This window comes from Leptothrix sp. (in: b-proteobacteria), from assembly GCF_965250675.1.
Classification (GTDB): domain Bacteria; phylum Pseudomonadota; class Gammaproteobacteria; order Burkholderiales; family Burkholderiaceae_C; genus Sphaerotilus.
Genome location: NZ_CBDFPH010000011.1, coordinates 580,571 through 601,269, shown reverse-complemented (window position 1 = coordinate 601,269; position 20,699 = coordinate 580,571). Strand labels below are relative to the sequence as shown.

Here is a 20,699-nt window from a genome sequence, read left to right as displayed (position 1 = left end):
ATGCTTGAACTCACCTTGCCCGACATGACCTGCGGCCACTGCGTCGCCACGGTCAAGCGCACCGTCGCCGCGCTCGACCCGCATGCCGAGGTCGACATCGACCTGCCGAGCCACCGGGTGCGCATCGACACCGAGGTCAGCGCCGAAGCCGTCCGGCAGGCCCTGCAGGAAGAGGGTTACCCGGCGGAGTGATGCAGCGCTGTGGCGACAAATTGCGCCAAGCCCTGTGGGGTTGTGCACGGAAATCCTGCAGTTGAATGTGGGCGTGCCCGGTCGGTATGGGCTGCGCATCTACACTGATTCATCGAAAACCTTGTCTCGATATTTATAAGAAACTGATATGTCGAATCCTGTCAAAGATATTCTGAAAAAAGCGTTCTATTCCAAGCAGTTGAACAAGCCGGCATTGCGCTTGTACTCGAGGATCAAGCCGCCACCCTATCAGCGCGCCAAGATGGAGTTCGACTTTGACGTGTGGAATGGTATTTGTACCTTCCACTCCAACCAAGGCCGCCAGATTGGCGAGAACAACACCGGCCCCGAAGTCTACAAAGAAGTGGTCGAGACCGAGCACAAGATCTGCAAGTTCGAAGGCTCGCGCTACGGCCTGCCCATCAACGTGACCGCGTTGCGCGAGGTCATGGGCGTGTGGGACGACGCGCTGCAATTCGTGACGTTGCTGCGAAACCAGCACGTCAAACAATTGAAGCTGGATGTCACCCGGTTAAATCTGCGCCAGGGCTATGTTTTTTCCAAGCTGGGTGCGGGATTGCCCGCCTATCTGGCGCGCAGGAGAAACAGCCCCATCAAGGACGGCAGCCTGCCACCGCTGGAGACGGCTTTTTTCACGCTTGGCGTGGGGCCCTTCATGGTGGTGCGCAGCTTGATGGAAAAGGGTGATCTGACACCGTTGAACCTGGAGCCGCAGACTGCCGAGGTACTCTACGAGTTGGCCGATACCTCGGGCTCCATCGTCTCGGGTGCGGGCAAGGCCTGCGCGGGCAGCAAGAAGCTCTTCCTTGATTTTCTGGACGCCGCCATGAACGGCACCTATAAAAAAGAATTGTCCTCCGCTGAAGCGCAACGAGCATTTGCGATGGTGGATGATTGGGATAATTTCTATCGCTATATCTTTGCCTCGTCGCGGCTGGAACTGCTGGTCAAGCTGAACCAGGCCCTGTGCGCGCAATCGCTGCTGGCACTGCAGCCCGGCGCGAGTGCGTTGCCCGCTGAAGCACAGGCCTTGCTTGAAAAGTGTCTGGAGCGCAGTTACCACCGCACGGCCAAGGATCTGGACGACCAGACCGTGCTGAAAAACTTCATTGAAGTGTCGTTGACCCTGCTTGAAGAATTGAATTGCGCCGAGATACGACCCGCCTTGAACCAAGCCGGTTTGGCGGGCGTTGACGTCAGCGCTGCAACCGTGCTGGAACTTTGCAGTCGTATTCGGCGAACGAACGAATTGTTTTACCCGTATTGCCGAGCTGAGTTGGAGCGCGTTCATGCTGCGCTGGATCAGTTCAAGGACGAGACGATCACAGTGGATGATCTGTATGTTCGTAGCAGCGGTGTCGGTCTGGCCCCCTTGCTGGCTGCGCTTGAAAAGCAGTAAAAACTATGACTGAATTGCCCCCGACGCCGTTCACGGTGGACTTTCCTGATTTTGGCGCCATCGAAATCAGGCCGATGGTTCTCGATGAAGATGCCACGACCATCCATGACTGGGTCAGCCGCGACTATGCTCACTTCTGGGGGCAGCAGGGTCTGACGCTGCCTCAGGTGCGAGAAAAATATCGGGTCATGCTGGCAGATGCCGACTTCGACATGCTGATCGGTGTGCGCACTGCCACCAACGAAAAGATTTTCTTGCTGGAGTGTTACCGGCCTGAGCGAGATGATCTGGCGCGGTATTACAAGGCGCGGAAAAGTGACCGGGGTTTTCATCTGATCGTGGCGCCTGCCTTGAAGCCGGTCAAAAATATGGCTTATTACGCCATATCTGCGTTGAGTCAGTATATTTTTCGCGATGCGGCAGTGGGCCGGATCGTGGCTGAGCCAGATATCAGAAACACCAAGATGTTCGCACGCTGCGTGCAGGTGGGTTATCAGCTCGGGCCGGTGGTGCATCTGCCGAACAAGACTGCGCAATTGGTGCTGCTGACGCGCGAACGGTTCACGCAGCAGCAGGCGAAAACGCATGCAGGTTCGCCGCCTGCGAAGGGTAATTTCCTGTTTCGGGACGGGTTTGTGAAATACCACCTGCTGGCAGGTCGGGTTTTGCGCAAGCTGGCGGCGCTCTCCGGCAAGACGGCCAAGGCTCCGAACACCGCCTGAAACACCTTGCTTTTCCGGCTCAAGTTTTTCAAGTTGAGCGGAAGAATCGGGGGGAACCTTCTACCCACCCGATATGGCCGGCGACAGCGCACAAGACAAGACCCTACCCCCCAGTGAGCAGCGCCTGCGCAAGGCGCGCGAAGATGGGCAGGTGGCGCGCTCGCGCGACTTGGCGCACTTCGGCGTCATTGCGGTGGGTCTGGGCGTCGTGATGACTGCCGCGCCGCTGATCACGCAGTGGCTGCGCCTCTTGTTGGCCACCGGCCTGCGCTTTGACGTCAACAGCGTCACTCGTCCCGAAGTCATGAAGGAGCATTTGGCGCACCTGCTGCTGCCCGCGCTGCTGGGCGGCGTGGGGATGGCGGCGCTGACCGCGCTGACCGCGCTGGCGGCGGCGGTGGCCTCGGGGGGCTGGGTCTGGACGCTCAAGCCGCTGATGCCGGACTTCAGCAAGATCAATCCGATGACGGGCATCGGCCGCATTTTCTCCAAAGCCCAGTTGGGCGACATGCTCAAGGCCTGCCTGCTGGCGCTGATTCTGGGCACGGTGGGCGCGGCTTATCTGTGGGCGCATGTGGAGGATTTCGTGCTGACCCAGGCCATGCCGCTGCCCGCAGCGCTGGGTGCGGCGGGGGACCGCATCGCTTCCGGCCTGTGGCTGCTGGTGCTGGTGCTGGCGGCGTTTGCGGCGGTGGATGTGCCGCTGCAGCGTTTCATGCACAAGTCGCGCCTGAAGATGAGCCTGCAGGAGATGAAGGAAGAGTTCAAGCAGCAGGAGGGCAACCAGGAGGTCAAGGGCAAGATGAAGCAGCGCATGCGCGAGGCCGCGAACCGCCGCATGATGGCCGCCGTGCCCGGGGCCGATCTGGTCGTGATGAACCCGACCCACTATGCCGTGGCGCTCAAGTACGACGAGAACGGCGCGGGGGCCCCGAAGGTGGTGGCCAAGGGCGCCGATCTGCTCGCGATGAAGATCCGCGACATCGCCCGCGAAGCCAAGGTGCCGGTGCTGCAGGCGCCGCCGCTGGCACGCGCCCTCTACGCACACGGCGAGGTCGACCGCGAGATTCCGTTTGCGCTCTACAGCGCCGTGGCGCAGGTGCTGGCGCATGTGTTCCAGCTGCGCGCTGCGCTGGCCGGCAAGGCGCCGTGGCCGGCCGACCTGGCCCCGATCGTCGTGCCGCCCGAACTCGACCCCCATAACAAACCGACGGCGACCGCATGAACGCCCAGCTCCCCGCACCCCTCCAGCAGCTGCAGCGCCTGCTCGGCGCCAACGCCACCGCCATCAAGGCGCTGGCCGCACCGATCCTGATCATCATGATCCTGGCGATGATGGTGATGCCGCTGCCGGCGTTTGCGCTGGACATCTTCTTCACCATCAACATCGCCACCGCGCTGATGGTGATGCTGGTGGCGTCCTACATGGTGCGGCCGCTGGACTTTGCCGCCTTCCCGAGCGTGCTGCTGCTGACGACGCTGCTGCGGCTGTCGCTCAACGTGGCGTCGAGCCGGGTGGTGCTGCTGGAGGGCCACACCGGCCCGGGCGCAGCCGGCGCGGTGATCGAGGCCTTCGGCCACTTCCTGATCGGTGGCAACTTCGCGGTCGGCATCATCGTGTTCGCGATCCTGGTGGTGATCAACTTCATGGTGATCACCAAGGGCGCCGAGCGCATTGCCGAGGTGGGCGCGCGTTTCACCCTGGACGCCATGCCCGGCAAGCAGATGGCGATCGACGCCGACCTGAACTCCGGCAACATCGACGAGAAGGAAGCCAAGCGCCGCCGCTCCGAGGTGCAGAACGAGGCCGAGTTCTTCGGCTCCATGGACGGTGCGAGCAAGTTCGTGCGCGGCGACGCGGTGGCCGGCATCCTGATCCTGTTCATCAACATCGTCGGCGGTTTCATCATCGGCGTGGCCCAGCACGGCCTGAGCGCAGGCGAGGCGGCCAGCTCCTACGTGCTGCTGGCCGTGGGCGACGCGCTGGTGGCGCAGATTCCGGGCCTGCTGATTTCGGTGGCCTCGGCGATGGTGGTCTCGCGCGTGGGCAAGGAAGAGGACATCGGCACCCAGATCATGGGACAGATGTTCCGCTCGTCGCAGTCGGTGGGCATTGCCGCCGTGGTGATGACCATGATCGGCCTGATTCCGGGCATGCCGCACGTGGTGTTCCTGCTCATCGGCGGCAGCCTGGGCGCGCTGGCGCGCTGGCTCTACAAGAAGGAGCGCGCGCCCAAGCCCGCCGAGCCGCAGGAGGCCGCCGCGCCGCCGCCCAACCCGAATGCCGAGGCCAGCTGGGACGACCTGCAGCCGGTGGACACGCTGGGCATGGAGGTCGGCTACCGGCTGATCGCGCTGGTCGACAAGGATCGGGGCGGCGACCTGCTCAACCGCATCAAGGGCGTGCGCAAGAAGTTTGCGCAGGAGGTGGGCTTCCTGCCGCCGTCGGTGCACATCCGCGACAACCTCGAATTGAAGCCCAGCGCCTACCGCCTGAGCCTGCGCGGCGCGGTCATCGGCGAGGGCGAGGCCTTCCCCGGCATGCACCTGGCCATCAACCCCGGCCACGCGCAGCTGCAGTTGCAGGGCCAGGCGACCATCGATCCGGCCTTCGGCCTGCCGGCGATCTGGATTGACGACCGGCAGCGTGAAAGCGCGCAAATGGCGGGCTACACCGTGGTTGATTCATCGACCGTGGTGGCCACACATCTTTCACACTTGATGCAAATGAACGCGGCTCGACTCCTGGGCCGCACCGAGACCCAGGCGCTGGTCGAGCATGTGACGAAGCTGGCGCCGAAACTGATTGAAGACGTGGTTCCCAAAATGGTCGGCATCGCCCCTCTGCAGAAAATCCTCCAGCTCCTGCTGGAAGAAGGCGTGCACATCCGCGACATGCGCTCGATCATCGAAGCGCTGGCCGAGCACGCCACCGGCGGCCTGACCGACCCGCAGGAACTCGCCCGCCGCCTGCGCATTGCGCTGGCCCCGGCCATCGTCCAGCAGATCTACGGCAGCGCCCGTGAACTGGACGTGATCGCGATCGAACCCGACCTGGAGCGTCTGCTGACCCAGGCGCTCAGCTCCATGAACGGCGCCGCGCTCGACCCGGGCGTGGCCGACCACCTGAGCCGCGGTGCGGCCGACGCCGCCCGTCGTCAGGAAGACCTGGGCCACCCGGCCTGCCTGCTGGTGCCCGACATGATCCGCCCCTCCGTGGCGCGCCTGCTCAAGCGCGCTGCGCCGCGCCTGCGGGTGCTGGGCCACAGCGAGATCCCTGATACCCATTCGATCCGCATCGGTTCGATCATCGGAGCCAACGCATGAACGTCAAACGCTTCATCGGCCGCAATTCGCGCGAGGCCATGCAGAAAGTTCGACTCGCGTTCGGCGACAACGCCGTGGTGCTCTCGACCAAGCCGTGCACCGAAGGCATCGAAATCCTGGCCATGCCGCCCGAGAGCGTCGAGCAGATCGAGCGCTTCGGCGCCAGCCTGCCCGAAGCCGCGCCGACCCCGTCGGCCGCGCGCGCCAGCTCGCTGCGTGAACGCGCCAGCCAGCAGGCCCCGCGCCAGCCGGCGCCTGAGGCGATCGACACGCCCGTGCAGGACGATGTCGGCACGCTCGCCATGAGCACGCTGTCGTTCCAGGACTATGTGCGCGAGCGCATGCTGAAGAAGCGCCAGGCCGAACTGCGTGCCCAGGCCGAGCGCCCGGTGCCGGTCTCGCCCGAGGCGATCGAACACCGTCTGGCCCAGCGCGAATACGCACAAAGCCACCGGGGTTTCGAGGCCGAAGACCTGAACAGCTTCGACGACCTGCTCAACAACACCCCTTCTTCCCACACCCCCGCACCGGCCCCTGCCGCTGCGCCGCGTCGCGACGCCCCGATGCACGAAGGCCTGCTGCGCAGCCGCTCGGCCGCTGCGCCGATGGAGCCGGCTCGCCGCGAGCCGCGTCCGGAAGCCCGTCAGGAGATGCGCCAGGAGCCGCGCCCGGAAGTCCGCCAGAGCGCCCGCACCCCGGCGCCGCGACTGGCTGCGCAGGAAGAAGACGCGCTGTCGGCGCCGATGCCGCTCGACCCGCCCAGCCGCAGCAGCAGCAAGAGCAGCAGCAGCCGCTCGGGCACGCCGGAATCGTCGACCGCGATGATGAAGGAAATCCGCGCCATGAAGGGCCTGATCGAAGAGCGTTTCGGCGCCCTGGCCTTCATGGAGCGGCTGCAGAAAAGCCCCAAGCAGGCGGCGCTGACCACCAAGCTGATCGACTGCGGCTTCTCGCCCGCGCTGATCCGCAAGCTGGTCGACAGCCTGGGTGACGAGGTCGGCGACGAAGTGGCCTGGGCCACCAGCGTACTGCAGCGCAACCTGCAGACGGCCGAGGCCGAAGCCTCGCTGGAAGACCAGGGCGGCGTGTACGCGCTGATCGGCTCCACCGGCGTGGGCAAGACCACCTCGGCGGCCAAGCTCGCCGCCGCCTTTGCCAGCCGCCACGGCGCAGCCAACCTGGGCCTGATCACGCTGGACGCCTACCGCCTGGGCGCCCACGAACAGCTGCGCGCCTACGGCCGCATCCTGGGCGTGCCGGTGCACGTGGCGCATGACCGCGTCGCGCTGGAAGACCTGCTGGACCTGCTGTCGGCCAAGAAGATGATCATCATCGACACCGCCGGCCTGGCCCAGCGCGACAGCCGCACCCGCGAGGCGCTGGAAATGCTCTCGCACCCCAGCATCCAGCGCCTGCTGGTGGTCAACGCCGCTGCGCAGGGCGAAACGATCGAGGACGTGCTGATCGGCTACAAGGCCACGCAGGCCAAGGGCGTGGTGCTGTCCAAGCTCGACGAGGCCGTCAAGCTCGGGCCCGCACTGGACGCCGTCATCCGCCACCGCATCAAGGTGCTCGCCATCGCCAACGGCCAGCGCGTGCCCGAAGACTGGCACCGCCTGACCGCCCAGGCGCTGATGCACCGCGCCCTCAAGGGAGGCGGCGCACAGGCCTGGCGCATGGATGCAGCCGACATCAACCTGATGTTCTCGACGCCGCCGGCCCCGGTTGTTGCCCAGCGCAGCAGCCGCCCGTCGAGTCGCGACGCCGTTTGATCTTGAGCCCGAGCCTGAGTCCGGAGCGCCGCATGTTCACCCCCCCGTCCTTCCGCCGTACCCAGCCCGCCGACCAGGCCGACGGCCTGCGCCGCCTGTTCGGCTCGCGCAGCCGCTGCTTCATTCCGCTGGTCTCCAACCCGTTCGTGACCCACGGCGGCGTGCTGATCGAGCGGCTGTGCACCGTGCTTGATGAACTGCAGCTCGAAACCCTGCTGGTCGACGCCTCCGAGCGCGGCGGCCCGCCCAAGGAACTCACCAGCTTCGACCTGAGCGAAGGCATCGAGCCGCTGTCCGAGCGCGTGTCCTACCTCGCCGCCCGCGGCCTGCCGGTGCGCTGGGTCGACAGCCGGGGCTCGACGCGCGGTTTCCTCGACGCGCTGGCCGAAGCCGCGCCGCGCGCCGAAGTGATCCTGGTGCACGGCAGCGCCGTCGAACTCGCCCGCCTGTTCGGCCGCGGTGACCAGGGCCTGAGCCGCCCGCGCCCGATGCTGCTGTGCGACGACCGGCCCGAATCCATGACCCACGCCTACGCCGCGCTCAAGGTGCTGGCGCAGCGGGCCGACTGGCTCGCCCACGACTTGCTGATGTGCTCGCCGCCGGCCTCGGCCAAGTCGCCGCTGGTGGCCGATCGCCTGGCGCACTGCGCCGACATGTTTCTGGGTGGCGTGCAGCACAGCTGGGTCCGGGTCGACCCGGCCGAGCCGCCCACCGCCCGGCCGGCCCAGGAACTGGTGACGATGGTGGAAGCCTCGCTGCTGACCGCCGCCGTCTTTACCCACGGGGACACCGGATATGGTGGCTTGCGCCTGGCGCTGCCCTCCGGTCGGCCCGCCATGATCTGACCCGCACCGGAGCTACGGTATGTACACCGCCAAGGGCCGTCTCGACGCCAATTCCCTGCTCAAGCAATACAGCCCGCTGGTGCGGCGTCTGGCGCATCAGATGATCGCCAAGCTGCCCGCCAACGTGGAACTCGACGACCTGATCCAGGTCGGCATGATCGGCCTGACCGATGCGCTCAGCCGCTTCGACGTCGGCCAGGGTGTGCAGTTCGAGACTTTCGCCACCCAGCGCATCCGCGGCGCCATGCTCGACGAGCTGCGCGGCACCGACTGGATGAGCCGCGGCAACCGCAAGCACCAGCGTGACATCGAGTCCGCCGTGCACAAGCTCGAACAGCGCCTGGGCCGCGCGCCGCAGGAAAGCGAGATCGCCGCTGAAATGGGCATCGGCCTGGCCGAATACCAGGACCTGCTCAACCGCGTGCGCGGCACCCAGCTGATCTACCTGGAAGACATGGGCGGCGACGACGGCGACAACGATTTTCTGGATCGCCACGTGATGCAGGAGGGCGCCGACCCGCTCGGCCAGCTCAATGACCGCCGCATGCGCGAGGCGCTGGTCGAGGCGATCAAGAACCTGCCCGAGCGCGAGCAGTACGTCATGAGCATGTACTACGAAGAAGACATGAACCTGAAGGAAATCGCCGCCGTGCTGGGCGTGACCGAGTCGCGCGTCTGCCAGCTGCACAGCCAGTCGATTGCCCGGTTGCGCACCAAGCTGCGTCCTTGGTAGACCACAAAAATAGGAGACCGCCCATGTTTGGTTTCAAACGCAAACCGTTTGCGGCAACCACGCTGATGCCTGAAACCGGCGTCGGCGCCGCGCCTGCGTCGCCGGAGGGCGCTGATGCGCGCGGCCTCGTGCATCGCATGTCGGACCAGGTGTCGCAGATCGGGCGCGACGCGGCCGAGACGCATGGCGCGATCGAGGATGCTCAGCACATCGCCGTGGCGCAGATTGCGGCGCTCGACCAGCTCAACGGCCAGTTGCTGGCGGTGCAGGCATCTCAGGTGGCCATCGGCTCGGCCACCGACGCCAGCCTGGACGCCGTGGCGCGTGCCCGGCAGGTGGTCAGCGAAGTCGCGTCCGAGGTGGCCGACATCGTCGAGGTGCTGCACCGCGTGTCGGCGGCTGCCGGCGACATCACCCAGATTGCCTTGCAGACCCGGCTGGTGGCGTTCAACGCACTGGTCGAGGCCAAGCGCGCCGGCGAAGCCGGGCGCGGTTTCGGCGTGGTGGCCGACGCGGTCAAGGACCTGTCCGAGCGGGTGGAGCGCTCCTCCAAGGTCATCATGAGCACGCTCGGCCAGCTCGACGCGCGCATCGAGACCTTCTCCAAGGAAATCCGCCTGGCCGGTCCGGGCGAGCAGCCCGGCGGTATCCACCGCGCATTCGCCGATGTCGAGACCCAGGTGCAGCGCATCAACAGCGCCGCCCAGACCAGCACGGTCACCTGCGGCGAAGTCACCGGCAAGACGCGCGAACTTGGCACCGAAATGCAGTCGGCCATGATCGGCCTCGACGCCGCCATGGGCTGCAGCGACCGCTTCCTGACGCTGTCCGAACGCATGATCGATGACCTGGCCGGCAGCGGCGTCGAGACCGCCGACACACCCTACATCCACGCCGTGCAGGGCGCCGCCGCGCAGCTGTCGGCCCAGCTCGAAGCGGCGGTGGCCAGCGGCAAGATCACGCTGGCGGATCTGTTCTCCGACCAGTACCAGCCCATTGCTGGCACCCAGCCGGCGCAGCACCTGACCCCTTTCTGCCACTTGACCGACCAGCTGTTCCCAGCGGTGCAGGAGGCGATGCTCAACTTCAGCGACCAGGTGGTGTTCTGCGCCGCCACCGACCGCAACGGCTACATCGCCACCCACAACCGCAAGTACTGCCAGCCGCAGCGTGGCAACCTGGCCTGGGACACCGCCCACAGCCGCTACCGCCGCATCTACACCGACCGCACCGGGCTGGCCTCGGCGCGCAACGAGCGGCCGTTCCTGCTGCAGACCTATCGGCGCGACATGGGCAACGGCCAGTTCGTGCTGCTCAAGGAAGCGTCCGCACCCATCACCGTGGCCGGCCGTCACTGGGGTGGCGTGCGCTTCGCCTACAAGTTCTGAGGCCCCGGCGCCTCAGGCGGTACCGGCCTACTTCAGCGACTGCAGCCAGTCGCAGCGCAGCAGGCCGCGCTGATGCAGGTGCCGGCGCAGGGCGCAGTAGCTGGCCGGCATGCACGTCAGCAGCAAGGACAGCGGCAGCCACGGCCATTCGTTGAGCACGATGAGCGTGGGCAGCAGCATCCAGCCCATCACCCACGCGCCCAGCACCGCGTCGCACAACGCCAGTTCCAGTCCGTAGCCCCGCACGTGATGCACGTGCCACTGCTTGAATTGGTAGATCTGCTGCAGCGTCATGACCGGATCCTCCAGCGGGTGAGGGGTCCAGCCACTTTAGTCCCTTGTCAGGGATAAGTCAGCTGCAAGTCAGGGATAAAGCCCGCGCTCTTCACGCGCCATCAGGATGCGTTCGCACGCTACCGCAAACGTGGCGGTGCGCAGCGTGATCCTGTGGCGGTCGGCGGTGTCCCAGATCTTGCGCAGCGCCTCGACCATGATCTTGTCGAGCCGCAGGTTGATCTCGTCCTCGGTCCAGAAGAAGCTCGAGAAGTCCTGCACCCACTCGAAGTAGCTCACCGTCACGCCGCCGGCGTTGCAGATCACGTCGGGCATGACCAGCACGCCGCGCTCGGCCAGCACGTCGTCGGCGTCAGGCCAGGTCGGGCCATTGGCGCCTTCCAGAATCAGCCGGGCCTTGAGGCGGTTGGCACGTGACACGTTGATCTGGCCTTCCAGCGCGGCCGGAATCAGGATGTCGCAGTCGGTGTCCCAGAAGTCCTCGTCGGCCGTGCGCTCGGCGCCCGTGAACGCGCCCACGCCGCCGTCGCGCTTGAGCGTTTCCATCAGGTCGGCCATGTCCATGCCGGCCGGGTTGGCGATGCTGCCGCTGTGGTCCTGGATGGCGACGATCTTCGCGCCGGCCTGCGCGAACAGCTCCGCCGCCGCGCTGCCCACATTGCCGAAGCCCTGAACCGCCACGCGCGCGCCGTCCAGGTTCAGGCCGATGCGGCGGGCCGCCTCGCGCCCGGTGACGAACACGCCGCGCCCGGTCGACTTGATGCGCCCGAGCGAGCCGCCCAGGTGCACCGGCTTGCCCGTCACCACGCCGCTGGCGGTGGCGCCGATGTTCATGGAGTAGGTGTCCATCATCCAGGCCATGATCTGGCCGTTGGTGCCCACATCGGGCGCCGGGATGTCCTGCTGCGGCCCGATCACCAGGCCGATCTCGCTGGTGTAGCGGCGCGTCATGCGCTCCAGTTCCTTGTGCGAGAGCTGCTTGGGGTCGACGCGGATGCCGCCCTTGGCGCCGCCGAACGGCAGGTTGACGGCGGCGTTCTTGACCGTCATCCAGCCCGCCAGCGCCATCACCTCTTCCAGATTGACCTGCGGGTGGTAGCGCACGCCGCCCTTGCCCGGGCCGCGGCTCAGGTTGTGCTGTACGCGGTAGCCCTCGAAGTGGCGCACGCTGCCGTCGTCCATCTCGATCGGCACATCGACGATCAGACAGCGCTTGGGGTGGCGCAGCGTGTCGGCCCAGCGCTCCAGCCGGCCCAGATAGGGCACGACCCGGTCGATCTGCGCCAGGTAGGTGCCCCACGGGCTGTGCGCGTTGGGCGACACATAGGACGGCGTGCTGCCTGTGTGGATGGCTGACGTGAGCGCAGCGGGTTTTGAGGGTGAGTTCATGAGCGGGCCTGGGGGTGGAGTCGCGATGCGTCCCACTCTAGGCCTGCCCGGCCCCGGCTGCCTGCGCCACCCATGCACGGATTGCATGGCGGCTGTGGCAGATCAAATCTCAGCCGGCGTCCGGCTTGGGTGAGCTGTCTTGATTCAGCCGCCGAACTCGTCGCCCAGCTCGCGGGCGCGCTGTTGCGCGGCCTGCATGGCCGCGATGAAGGCGGGTGCCACGCCGGATTCATTCATGGCCGTGAGCGCCGCGTAGGTCGTGCCGCCCTTGGACGTGACGCGCTCGCGCAGCGTTGCCGGCGTTTCAGGTGAGCGGCGCGCCAGCTCGGTCGCGCCGCCAAAAGTGGCCAGCGCCAGCGCCTTGCCCTGCTCGGCGCTCAGGCCCATCTGCTGGGCGGCGGCCACTATGGCTTCGATGAAGTAAAACACGTACGCCGGGCCGGAGCCGGAAATCGCCGTGACCGCGTCCAGATCCGCCTCCTGCGCCACCCACAACACCGTGCCGGTGGGGGCCAGCAGCGCGGCGATGCGCTCGCGCTCGGCCTCGCTCACAGCCGGCCGTGCGTACAGCCCCGAGATGCCCAGCCCGATCAACGCCGGCGTGTTGGGCATGGCGCGCACCACGCGCTCGGTGCCCACCGCACGGGCGATGGCGTCACTGCGGATGCCGGCCATCACCGACAGGTGCAACGCGCCGCCCACGTGTGCTGCGCAGGGCGCCGCCGCCTCGCCAAAACTCTGTGGCTTGACCGCCCAGACGACGGTGCCGGCCAGCGCCAGCGTCGCGTCTGCTTCAGCCAGCGCCACGATGCCGAAATCCGCCGCCAGCTTGTCGCGCTGCGCCGCGTAGGGCTCGACCACCAGGATCTGCTCCGGCCGCGTGCCGCTCTTGAGCAGCCCGCCGATGATGGCGCTGGCCATGTTGCCGCCGCCGATGAATGCGAGTGTGGATGTGTTCATGGCGCGCGAGTTTAGGGGGCGTCTTCAGCCCCCCGCCAGTAGTGCCGCGTTGCCGCCCGCCGCTGCCGTATTGACCGTCACCGTCTGCTCGCCGCAGAAGCGGTACAGGTAGTGCGGGCCGCCGGCCTTGGGGCCGGTGCCGGAGAGGCCTTCGCCGCCGAACGGCTGTGAGCCGACCACCGCGCCGATCATGTTGCGGTTGATGTAGACGTTGCCGACGCGGGCCTGGTCGGCGATGCGTTGAGCGCGGCCGTCGATGCGGGTGTGCACGCCCAGCGTCAGGCCGTAGCCGAGGGCGTTGATCTGCGCGACCAGCGCGTCGACATCGCCGGTCCAGCGCACCACGTGCAGCACCGGGCCGAAGACTTCCTCGCGCATCTGCTCGACCGCGTTCAGCTCGAACGCCACCGGCGCGATGTGCGTGGCTGCGAGTGCCGCCGGCAGCGGGCTGCGGGCGATCAGGCGGGCGCTGGCTTCGAGTCGGGCAACGTGGCGGCTGAGGTTGGCGTGCGCTTCGGCGTCGATGACCGGGCCGATGTCCACCGCCCAGGTCTGCACGGCGTCGGTCGGATCGCCGGACTGCAGTTCGGCCATCGCGCCGCTCAGCATGGTGATGAGCTTGTCGGCCACTTCCTCATGCACGCACAGCAGGCGCAGCGCCGAGCAGCGCTGGCCGGCGCTGCGGAAGGCGCTTTGCACGACGGCGTCGGCTACTTGCTCGGGCAGCGCGCTGGAGTCGACCACCATGGCGTTGAGGCCGCCGGTTTCGGCGATCAGCGGCACGATGGCGCCGTCGCTGGCGGCCAGCGTGCGCTGGATGGCCTTGGCCACGCCGGTCGAGCCGGTGAAGCACACGCCGGCGCACTTCGGGTGCGCCACCAGCGCCGCGCCCACGGTTTCACCCGTGCCGCAGACCAGTTGCAGCGCGGTGCGCGGCAGGCCGGCTTCGTGCAGCAGTTCGACGAAGGCGTGCGCCACGGCCGGCGTCTGCTCGGCGGGCTTGGCGGCGACGGTGTTGCCGGTGACCAGCGCGGCGGCCACCTGGCCGGCAAAGATCGCCAGCGGGAAGTTCCACGGGCTGATGCAGACGAAGGCGCCGCGGCCGTGCAGGCGCAGCTGGTTGCTCTCGCCGGTCGGGCCGGGCAGGTCTTGTGGCGCCAGGCGCAACGTGGCCTGGGCGGCGTAGTAGCGGCAGAAGTCGATCGCCTCGCGCACCTCGGCCACGCCGTCGCCCAGGGTCTTGCCGGCTTCGACGGCCAGCATCGCCACGTAGCCGTCCATGCGTTGTTCGAGCAGGTCGGCGGCACGGCGCAGCACAGCGCAGCGCTCGGCCAGCGGCGTGGCATTCCAGGCCGGCTGGGCGGCGTGCAGCGCGGCCATGGCGGCGCGGGCCTGTTCGGCGGTGGCGTCGGCGGGGCGCGTGATGCCGCTCTGGCGCTGGCGGGCCAGGGCCTGCAGCAGGGGCTCGCGCTGGGCGGCCACGGTCAGGTCGCGGCCGGCGGCGTTGGCGCGGTCGGGGCCGAACAGCGCCACCGGCATCGGCAGCGTCATCCCGGCCGGTGGCAGCAGTGGCGTGGCCAGCAGCGTGGCGGTGTCGACTTCATGGTCGGCCAGCTGATGCACGAAAGACGAGTTGGCGCCGTTCTCCAGCAGGCGGCGCACCAGGTAGGCGAGCAGGTCGCGGTGCTCGCCCACGGGCGCGTAGATGCGCAGCGGCGGCGCGGCGGCGTCGGCGCGCAGCTCGCGGTAAATGCCTTCGCCCATGCCGTGCAGGCGCTGCAGTTCGAAGCCACTGGTCTGGCCGGCGCCACGCGTTTGATTGCGCGCTTCAGCCATGCACAGGATGGCGGCGATGGTGCCGGCGTTGTGGGTGGCGAACTGCGCGTACAGGCAGTCGCCCGCAGCCAGCAGGGTCTGCGCGCAGGCCAGGTAGCTCAGGTCGGTGTGGCGCTTGTCGGTGAAGACCGGGTAGCCGGACAGGCCGAGTTCCTGGGCACGCTTGATCTCGGTGTCCCAGTAGGCGCCCTTGACCAGTCGCACCATCATGCGCAGCTGGTGGTGGCGCGCGATGGCGATCACCGCCTGCACGGCGTCCAGTGCGCGGGTCTGGTAGGCCTGCACCGCCAGCCCCAGGCCCTGCCAGCCGGGGTGGCGCAGGGCGGCGTGGGCGGCCATGGCGTCGAGCAGTTCGAGCGAGAACTCCAGCCGCTCGGTCTCTTCGGCGTCCATGGTCAGGTTGATGTTGGCGGCGGCGGCCTGGTCGACCAGGCCCAGCACGCGCGGCAGCAGGCGCTGGCGCACGATCTGGCGCTGGGCCGGCTCATAACGCGGGTCGAGCGCCGAGAGCTTGATCGAGATGCCGTCAGCGGTTTCCGGACTGGCGGCGCGCTGGCCGGGCAGGTTGGAGGCAATCGCGCTGATGGCGCCGCGGTAGGCGGCCAGGTAATGCTCGGCGTCTGCATCGGTGCGGGCCCCTTCGCCCAGCATGTCGAAGCTGTGCGTCAGGTTGGACTGCTGGCGGCGCGCGGCATTGGCCTGCTGCAGTGCGGCGCCAATGTTCTCGCCCAGCACGAACTGGCGGCCGAGCAGGCCGATGGCGCGCACCGTGGCCGCGACCACGGTCTGCGCGCCCAGGCGCTGGATCAGGCCGGCGGGCTGGGTGGCGCCGTGCTCGGGCAGCATCTTGCTGGCGAGCGTGAGCGCCTGCGAGGCCAGCGTGCCCAGCAGCGGGTGGGCGCTGCCGGCGGCGTGCTGGCTGAAGTCGGCGCGGCCGAGCTGGTCGGCGGTCAGCGCGATGGCGGTGGCGGTGTCCGGAATGCGCAGCAGCGCCTCGGCCAGCCGCATCAGGCCCAGGCCCTCCTGGGTGGAGATCGGGTATTCGTGCAGCAGCGACTCCATCGCCCAGAACGGCGCGGGGTGGTCGCGCACCTCATCGACCCAGGGCGCGGCGCGCTGCGCCACGGCTGGCCAGTCCAGACCTTGCAGCGCGTTCAGCAGGCGCTGAACTTGCGTGGCTTCGTCAACGCAGGGCGGGCCGAGCCGGTCGAGGGCGGTGGCTTGGGTGATGGAGAGGTTTGGGGAGAGGACTGCTGGCATCGCGATTCCTGACAAGACGTTGTTTTGTGGGTCTGTTTCGGTTGATCGTTCTAGCTTATGCTCAGTCACCCAGAAGAACCCGCCAAAATAATCAAGACTGACCGGATAAAATTCAGCCATGACGCCTGACCGCGAACCCCTGACGCTCGACAAGATCGACCGCAAGATCCTGCGGCACCTGCAGATCGACGGCCGCATCTCCAACCTCAAGCTGGCCGAAGCGGTGCACCTGTCGCCCACGGCGGTGCTGGAGCGTGTGCGCCGCCTGACGCGCGACGGCTATGTGCTCGGTTATGAGGCGCGCCTCAACCCCCGGCTGCTGGGCGCCGGGCTGATGGTGTTCGTGGAGGTGTTGCTCGATCGCACCGTGCACGACGTGATGGACGCCTTCAAGGCGGCGGTGCAGGTGCGCCCCGAGATCCTGGAGTGCCACCTGGTGGCCGGCGGCTTCGACTACCTGCTCAAGACCCGCGTGGCCGACATGACCGCCTACCGCGAGTTCATCGGCACGGTGATCTGGGCCTTGCCCGGCGTGCGCGAGACGCGCACCTACGTGGTGATGGAAGAGGTCAAGAACAGCGCGGCGATCGATATCTGAGGGCGAGGCTCTTTCCCGTCGCTCACCCCCGCGCCCCGAAGATCGCCGTGCCCACGCGCACCAGCGTGGCGCCTTCCAGCACGGCGGCCTGCAGGTCGGCGCTCATGCCCATCGAGAGCGTGTCGACGTCCAGCCCCTGATCGCGCAATGTCTGCAACAGCTCGCGCAGAGCGTGGTGCGGCAGGCGCTGGGTGGCCAGGTCGGCGGCGGGCTGGGGAATCGCCATCAGGCCGCGCAGGTGCAGGCGGGGCAGGGCGGCCACGGCCTGGGCGATGGCCGGCACGTCCTGCGGCGCCAGGCCGCTCTTGCTCGGCTCGTGGCTGATGTTGACCTGCAGGCAGACCTGCAGCGGGCCCAGGTGCATCGGGCGCTGGTCATTCAGGCGCTGGGCCAGGCGCAGGCTGTCGACGCTGTGGACCCAGTCGAATGCCTCGGCCACGGCGCGGCTCTTGTTGCTCTGCAGCGGGCCGATCAGGTGCCATTCGAGCTGGTTGCGCACATTGGCCAGCGCCTCGATCTTGGCCAGCGCCTCCTGCACGTAGTTCTCGCCGAAGGCGTGCTGGTTGGCGGCGAGTGCCGCGCGCACGGCCTCGGCCGGCTGGGTCTTGCTGACGGCGAGCAGGTGCACGTCGGCCGCCGGGCGGCCGGCGTCAGCGCAGAACTGCGCGATCTGCTGCCGCACGGTCTGCAGGCGGGTGTCGATTTCGGAGTCCGGAAGGTTCATGGCACCGAGCTTAGAGCAGTTCTTTCGCTGCGAAGGCCGGGCTACTATCCACCTTCACCTGTTTCACAGGCCGATTCCGTGGCGCTGGCAGGTGAGTGCGATATCGGACGAACGGACGAACATGGACATCACTCAGCTGCTGGCGTTTTCGGTCCGCAACAAGGCGTCGGACCTGCACCTTTCGGCCGGGTTGCCGCCCATGATCCGCGTGCACGGCGACGTGCGGCGCATCAACGTCGACCCGCTGCCTGCCAAGCAGGTGCACGAGATGATCTACGACGTCATGAACGACGCCCAGCGCAAGTCCTACGAGGAGACGCTGGAGTGCGATTTCTCGTTCGAGATCCAGGGCCTGTCGCGCTTCCGGGTCAACGCCTTCAACCAGAACCGCGGCCCGGGTGCGGTGTTCCGCACCATCCCGAGCAAGATCCAGACGCTGGAGGAACTCAACTGCCCCAAGGTGTTCGGCGAGCTGTCGCTCAAGCCGCGCGGGCTGGTGCTGGTGACGGGGCCGACCGGCTCGGGCAAGTCGACCACGCTGGCGGCAATGGTGAACCACCTCAACGAGAGCGAGTTCAGCCACATCCTGACGGTGGAAGACCCGATCGAGTTCGTGCACGAATCGAAGAAGTGCCTGATCAACCAGCGCGAGGTCGGCGGCCAGACCTTGAGCTTCGCCAACGCGCTGCGCTCGGCGCTGCGTGAAGATCCGGATGCAATCCTGGTGGGCGAGTTGCGCGATCTGGAAACCATCCGGCTGGCGCTGACCGCCGCCGAGACCGGCCACCTGGTGTTCGCGACGCTGCACACCTCCAGCGCGGCCAAGACCATCGACCGCATGGTCGACGTGTTTCCGGCGGCCGAGAAGGAGATGGTGCGCGCCATGCTGTCGGAGTCGCTGGTGGCGGTGATCTCGCAGACGCTGTGCAAGAAGCGCGACGGCAATGGCCGCGTGGCGGCGCACGAAATCATGCTGGGCAACTCGGCCATCCGCAACCTGATCCGCGAGAACAAGGTCGCCCAGATGTACTCGATCATCCAGACCGGCCAGGCCCAGGGCATGCAGACGCTGGACCAGAACCTCACCGACCTGGTCCGCAAGGGCCAGATCACGGCCGCCGAGGCCCGCAGCAAGGCCCGCAGCCCCGAGAATTTTCCTGGCTAAGGATTCATCATGGAACGCGACCAAGCCGCCAAATTCGTCAACGACCTGCTGCGCCTGCTGGTGTCGCGCAAGGGCTCGGACCTGTTTCTGACCTCTGAGTTTCCGCCGGCGATCAAGGTCGACGGCAAGGTCACCAAGGTGTCACCCCAGCCGCTGACCGGCCAGCACACGCTGGCGCTGGCGCGCTGCGGTGATGAACGACAAGCAGGGCGCCGAGTTCGAGCGCACCAAGGAGTGCAACTTCGCGATCTCGCCGCAGGGCATCGGCCGCTTCCGGGTCAATGCCTTCATGCAGCAGGGCAACATCGGGCTGGTGCTGCGCACCATTCCGCAGGTGCTGCCGACCATTGACAAGCTCAGCCTGCCCAGCGTGCTCAAGGAGATCGTGATGACCAAGCGCGGGCTGGTGATCATGGTGGGCGCCACCGGCTCGGGCAAGAGCACTTCGCTGGCGGCGATGGTCGACCACCGCAACGAGAACGCCTACGACCACATCATCACCATCGAGGATCCGGTCGAGTTCGTGCACCCGCACAAGAACTGCATCGTGACGCAGCGCGAGGTCGGCATCGACACGCTCGACTGGGGCGCGGCGCTCAAGAACAGCCTGCGCCAGGCGCCCGACGTGATCCTGATGGGCGAGATCCGCGACCGCGAGACCATGGAACACGCCGTCGCCTTCGCCGAGACCGGCCATCTCTGCATGGCCACGCTGCACGCCAACAGTGCCAACCAGGCGCTCGACCGCATCGTCAACTTCTTCCCCGAAGACCGGCGTGACCAGCTGCTGATGGACTTGTCGCTCAACCTCAAGTCCATCATCAGCCAGCGGCTGCTGCCGCGCGAGGAGGGCGCCGGGCGCATTGCGGCGGTCGAGATCCTGGTCAACACGCCGCTGATCTCCGAGCTGATCTTCAAGGGCGAGGTCGCCGAGATCAAGGAGATCATGAAGAAGGGCCGCGAGTACGGCATGCAGACCTTCGACCAGGCGCTGTTCGATCTGTACGAGGGTCACTACGTGACCTATGAGGACGCGCTGCGCAACGCCGACTCGGTCAATGACCTGCGATTGCAGATCAAGCTGAGCAGCGGCCGCGCGCGCAACACCGATTTCGGCTCGGGCACCGAGCATCTGGCGATCGTCTGAGCGTTTTTTCCATTTTCAGGAGTTGAATTTTGAGCACCAAGGTTTACGAATCCGCAGCATCGCGCCGTGTCGCCTTCATTGGTCTGGGCGTGATGGGCGGGCCGATGGCCGGCCACCTGGCCCGCGCCGGCCACACGGTCACGGTCTACAACCGCACGGCCGCCAAGGCGGCGGAGTGGGTGGCGCAGTACGGCGGCGCGCACGCCGCCACGCCGCGTGAAGCGGCGCTGGGCGCCGACATCGTGTTCGCCTGCGTCGGCAATGACGACGACCTGCGCTCGATCACGCTGGGCGCTGACGGCGCTTTTGCCGGCATGCAGCCGGGCGCGGTGCTGGTCGACCACACCACGGCGTCGGCCGAGGTGGCGCGCGAGCTGGCCAGTGCGGCCAAGGTGCTGGGCCTGCGCTTCATCGACGCGCCGGTCTCGGGTGGCCAGGCCGGTGCGGTCAACGGCGCGCTGACGGTGATGTGCGGTGGCGACGCGCTGGCGTTCGAGACCATCAAGCCCGTGGCGATGGCGTTCTCCAAGGCGGTGACGCTGCTGGGCGAGAGCGGCGCGGGCCAGCTCGCCAAGATGGTCAACCAGATCTGTATCGCCGGCCTGGTGCAGGGCCTGTCGGAGGCGATCGCCTTCGGCCAGAACGCCGGGCTGGACATGAAACAGGTGCTGGATGTGATCGGCAAGGGCGCGGCGCAGAGCTGGCAGCTCGACAACCGTGGCAAGACCATGGTGGACGACCAGTTCGAGTTCGGCTTTGCCGTCGACTGGATGCGCAAGGACCTCGGCCTGGTGCTGGCCGAGGCGCGCCGCAACGGCTCACGCCTGCCGGTCACGGCGCTGGTCGACCAGTTCTATGCCGACGTGCAGGAGATGGGCGGCCAGCGCTGGGACACGTCCAGCCTGATCCGCCGTTTGCGCTGAAATT

General features: G+C 67.2%; 17 protein-coding genes and 1 pseudogene. 13 read left to right on the top strand and 5 right to left on the bottom strand.

Translation table 11 applies throughout. From position 1 onward, the window contains the following. The 9 genes from AC5IG3_RS17305 to AC5IG3_RS17265 all read left to right on the top strand — a co-directional run bounded on the left by AC5IG3_RS17305 (window position 1) and on the right by AC5IG3_RS17265 (window position 10,399). Complete coding sequence (locus AC5IG3_RS17305; protein ID WP_491907526.1) at window positions 1-192, top strand: heavy-metal-associated domain-containing protein; 192 nt, start codon at window positions 1-3, stop codon at window positions 190-192. A 148-nt stretch (window positions 193-340) separates the two neighbouring features. After that, the gene (locus tag AC5IG3_RS17300; protein WP_491907525.1) at window positions 341-1,612 is read left to right on the top strand and encodes a hypothetical protein; all 1,272 of its coding nucleotides are present in this window, start codon (window positions 341-343) and stop codon (window positions 1,610-1,612) included. A 5-nt stretch (window positions 1,613-1,617) separates the two neighbouring features. Then, window positions 1,618-2,334 (top strand): GNAT family N-acetyltransferase, encoded by a 717-nt coding sequence (locus tag AC5IG3_RS17295; protein WP_491907524.1) that lies wholly within the window; start codon window positions 1,618-1,620, stop codon window positions 2,332-2,334. Between the two features lie 73 nt (window positions 2,335-2,407). Then, entirely contained in the window at window positions 2,408-3,559 is a 1,152-nt protein-coding gene (gene flhB / locus AC5IG3_RS17290; protein ID WP_491907523.1) for a flagellar biosynthesis protein FlhB, read from the top strand. After that, window positions 3,556-5,661, top strand: a complete 2,106-nt coding sequence (gene flhA, locus AC5IG3_RS17285; protein ID WP_491907522.1) for a flagellar biosynthesis protein FlhA — start codon at window positions 3,556-3,558, stop codon at window positions 5,659-5,661. Before flhB ends, flhA begins: the two co-directional genes overlap by 4 nt. Then, window positions 5,658-7,433, top strand: coding sequence for a flagellar biosynthesis GTPase FlhF (gene flhF, locus AC5IG3_RS17280; protein ID WP_491907521.1), 1,776 nt, complete (start codon window positions 5,658-5,660; stop codon window positions 7,431-7,433). The genes flhA and flhF overlap by 4 nt, the downstream gene beginning before the upstream one ends. 32 nt (window positions 7,434-7,465) lie before the next feature. Further along, window positions 7,466-8,278 (top strand): flagellar biosynthesis protein, encoded by an 813-nt coding sequence (locus tag AC5IG3_RS17275; protein ID WP_491907520.1) that lies wholly within the window; start codon window positions 7,466-7,468, stop codon window positions 8,276-8,278. Window positions 8,279-8,297: 19 nt separating this feature from the next. Next, window positions 8,298-9,011, top strand: a complete 714-nt coding sequence (locus AC5IG3_RS17270; protein WP_491907519.1) for an RNA polymerase sigma factor FliA — start codon at window positions 8,298-8,300, stop codon at window positions 9,009-9,011. Between the two features lie 23 nt (window positions 9,012-9,034). Further along, on the top strand, window positions 9,035-10,399 hold the full coding sequence (locus tag AC5IG3_RS17265; RefSeq protein WP_491907518.1) for a methyl-accepting chemotaxis protein: 1,365 nt from the start codon (window positions 9,035-9,037) through the stop codon (window positions 10,397-10,399). A 27-nt stretch (window positions 10,400-10,426) separates the two neighbouring features. Here AC5IG3_RS17265 and AC5IG3_RS17260 read toward each other — a convergent pair whose 3' ends face one another. From AC5IG3_RS17260 to putA, 4 genes are all read right to left on the bottom strand, one after another. Continuing rightward, the gene (locus AC5IG3_RS17260; RefSeq protein ID WP_491907517.1) at window positions 10,427-10,693 is read right to left on the bottom strand and encodes a hypothetical protein; all 267 of its coding nucleotides are present in this window, start codon (window positions 10,691-10,693) and stop codon (window positions 10,427-10,429) included. A gap of 69 nt (window positions 10,694-10,762) precedes the next feature. Then, complete coding sequence (locus AC5IG3_RS17255) at window positions 10,763-12,082, bottom strand: Glu/Leu/Phe/Val family dehydrogenase (protein WP_491907516.1); 1,320 nt, start codon at window positions 12,080-12,082, stop codon at window positions 10,763-10,765. Between the two features lie 144 nt (window positions 12,083-12,226). Continuing rightward, entirely contained in the window at window positions 12,227-13,042 is an 816-nt protein-coding gene (gene proC / locus AC5IG3_RS17250) for a pyrroline-5-carboxylate reductase (RefSeq protein WP_491907515.1), read from the bottom strand. Window positions 13,043-13,066: 24 nt separating this feature from the next. Next, window positions 13,067-16,138, bottom strand: coding sequence for a bifunctional proline dehydrogenase/L-glutamate gamma-semialdehyde dehydrogenase PutA (gene putA, locus AC5IG3_RS17245; RefSeq protein WP_491907514.1), 3,072 nt, complete (start codon window positions 16,136-16,138; stop codon window positions 13,067-13,069). A gap of 118 nt (window positions 16,139-16,256) precedes the next feature. Between putA and AC5IG3_RS17240 the strand changes: the two genes are divergently transcribed. After that, window positions 16,257-16,736 (top strand): Lrp/AsnC ligand binding domain-containing protein, encoded by a 480-nt coding sequence (locus AC5IG3_RS17240; protein WP_491907513.1) that lies wholly within the window; start codon window positions 16,257-16,259, stop codon window positions 16,734-16,736. Between the two features lie 22 nt (window positions 16,737-16,758). Here the strand turns inward: AC5IG3_RS17240 and AC5IG3_RS17235 are convergent, their stop codons facing one another. Beyond that, entirely contained in the window at window positions 16,759-17,460 is a 702-nt protein-coding gene (locus AC5IG3_RS17235) for a YggS family pyridoxal phosphate-dependent enzyme (protein ID WP_491907512.1), read from the bottom strand. 121 nt (window positions 17,461-17,581) lie between these two features. Between AC5IG3_RS17235 and AC5IG3_RS17230 the strand changes: the two genes are divergently transcribed. The 3 genes and pseudogenes from AC5IG3_RS17230 to AC5IG3_RS17220 all read left to right on the top strand — a co-directional run bounded on the left by AC5IG3_RS17230 (window position 17,582) and on the right by AC5IG3_RS17220 (window position 20,695). Then, complete coding sequence (locus tag AC5IG3_RS17230) at window positions 17,582-18,625, top strand: type IV pilus twitching motility protein PilT (protein ID WP_491907511.1); 1,044 nt, start codon at window positions 17,582-17,584, stop codon at window positions 18,623-18,625. Window positions 18,626-18,634: 9 nt separating this feature from the next. Then, a pseudogene (locus AC5IG3_RS17225) lies at window positions 18,635-19,772 on the top strand (PilT/PilU family type 4a pilus ATPase). A 29-nt stretch (window positions 19,773-19,801) separates the two neighbouring features. Next, window positions 19,802-20,695 carry an NAD(P)-dependent oxidoreductase gene (locus tag AC5IG3_RS17220; RefSeq protein ID WP_491907510.1) on the top strand — a complete coding sequence of 298 codons (894 nt, stop codon included), beginning with the start codon at window positions 19,802-19,804 and terminating at the stop codon, window positions 20,693-20,695. Window positions 20,696-20,699: the final 4 nt, after the last annotated feature.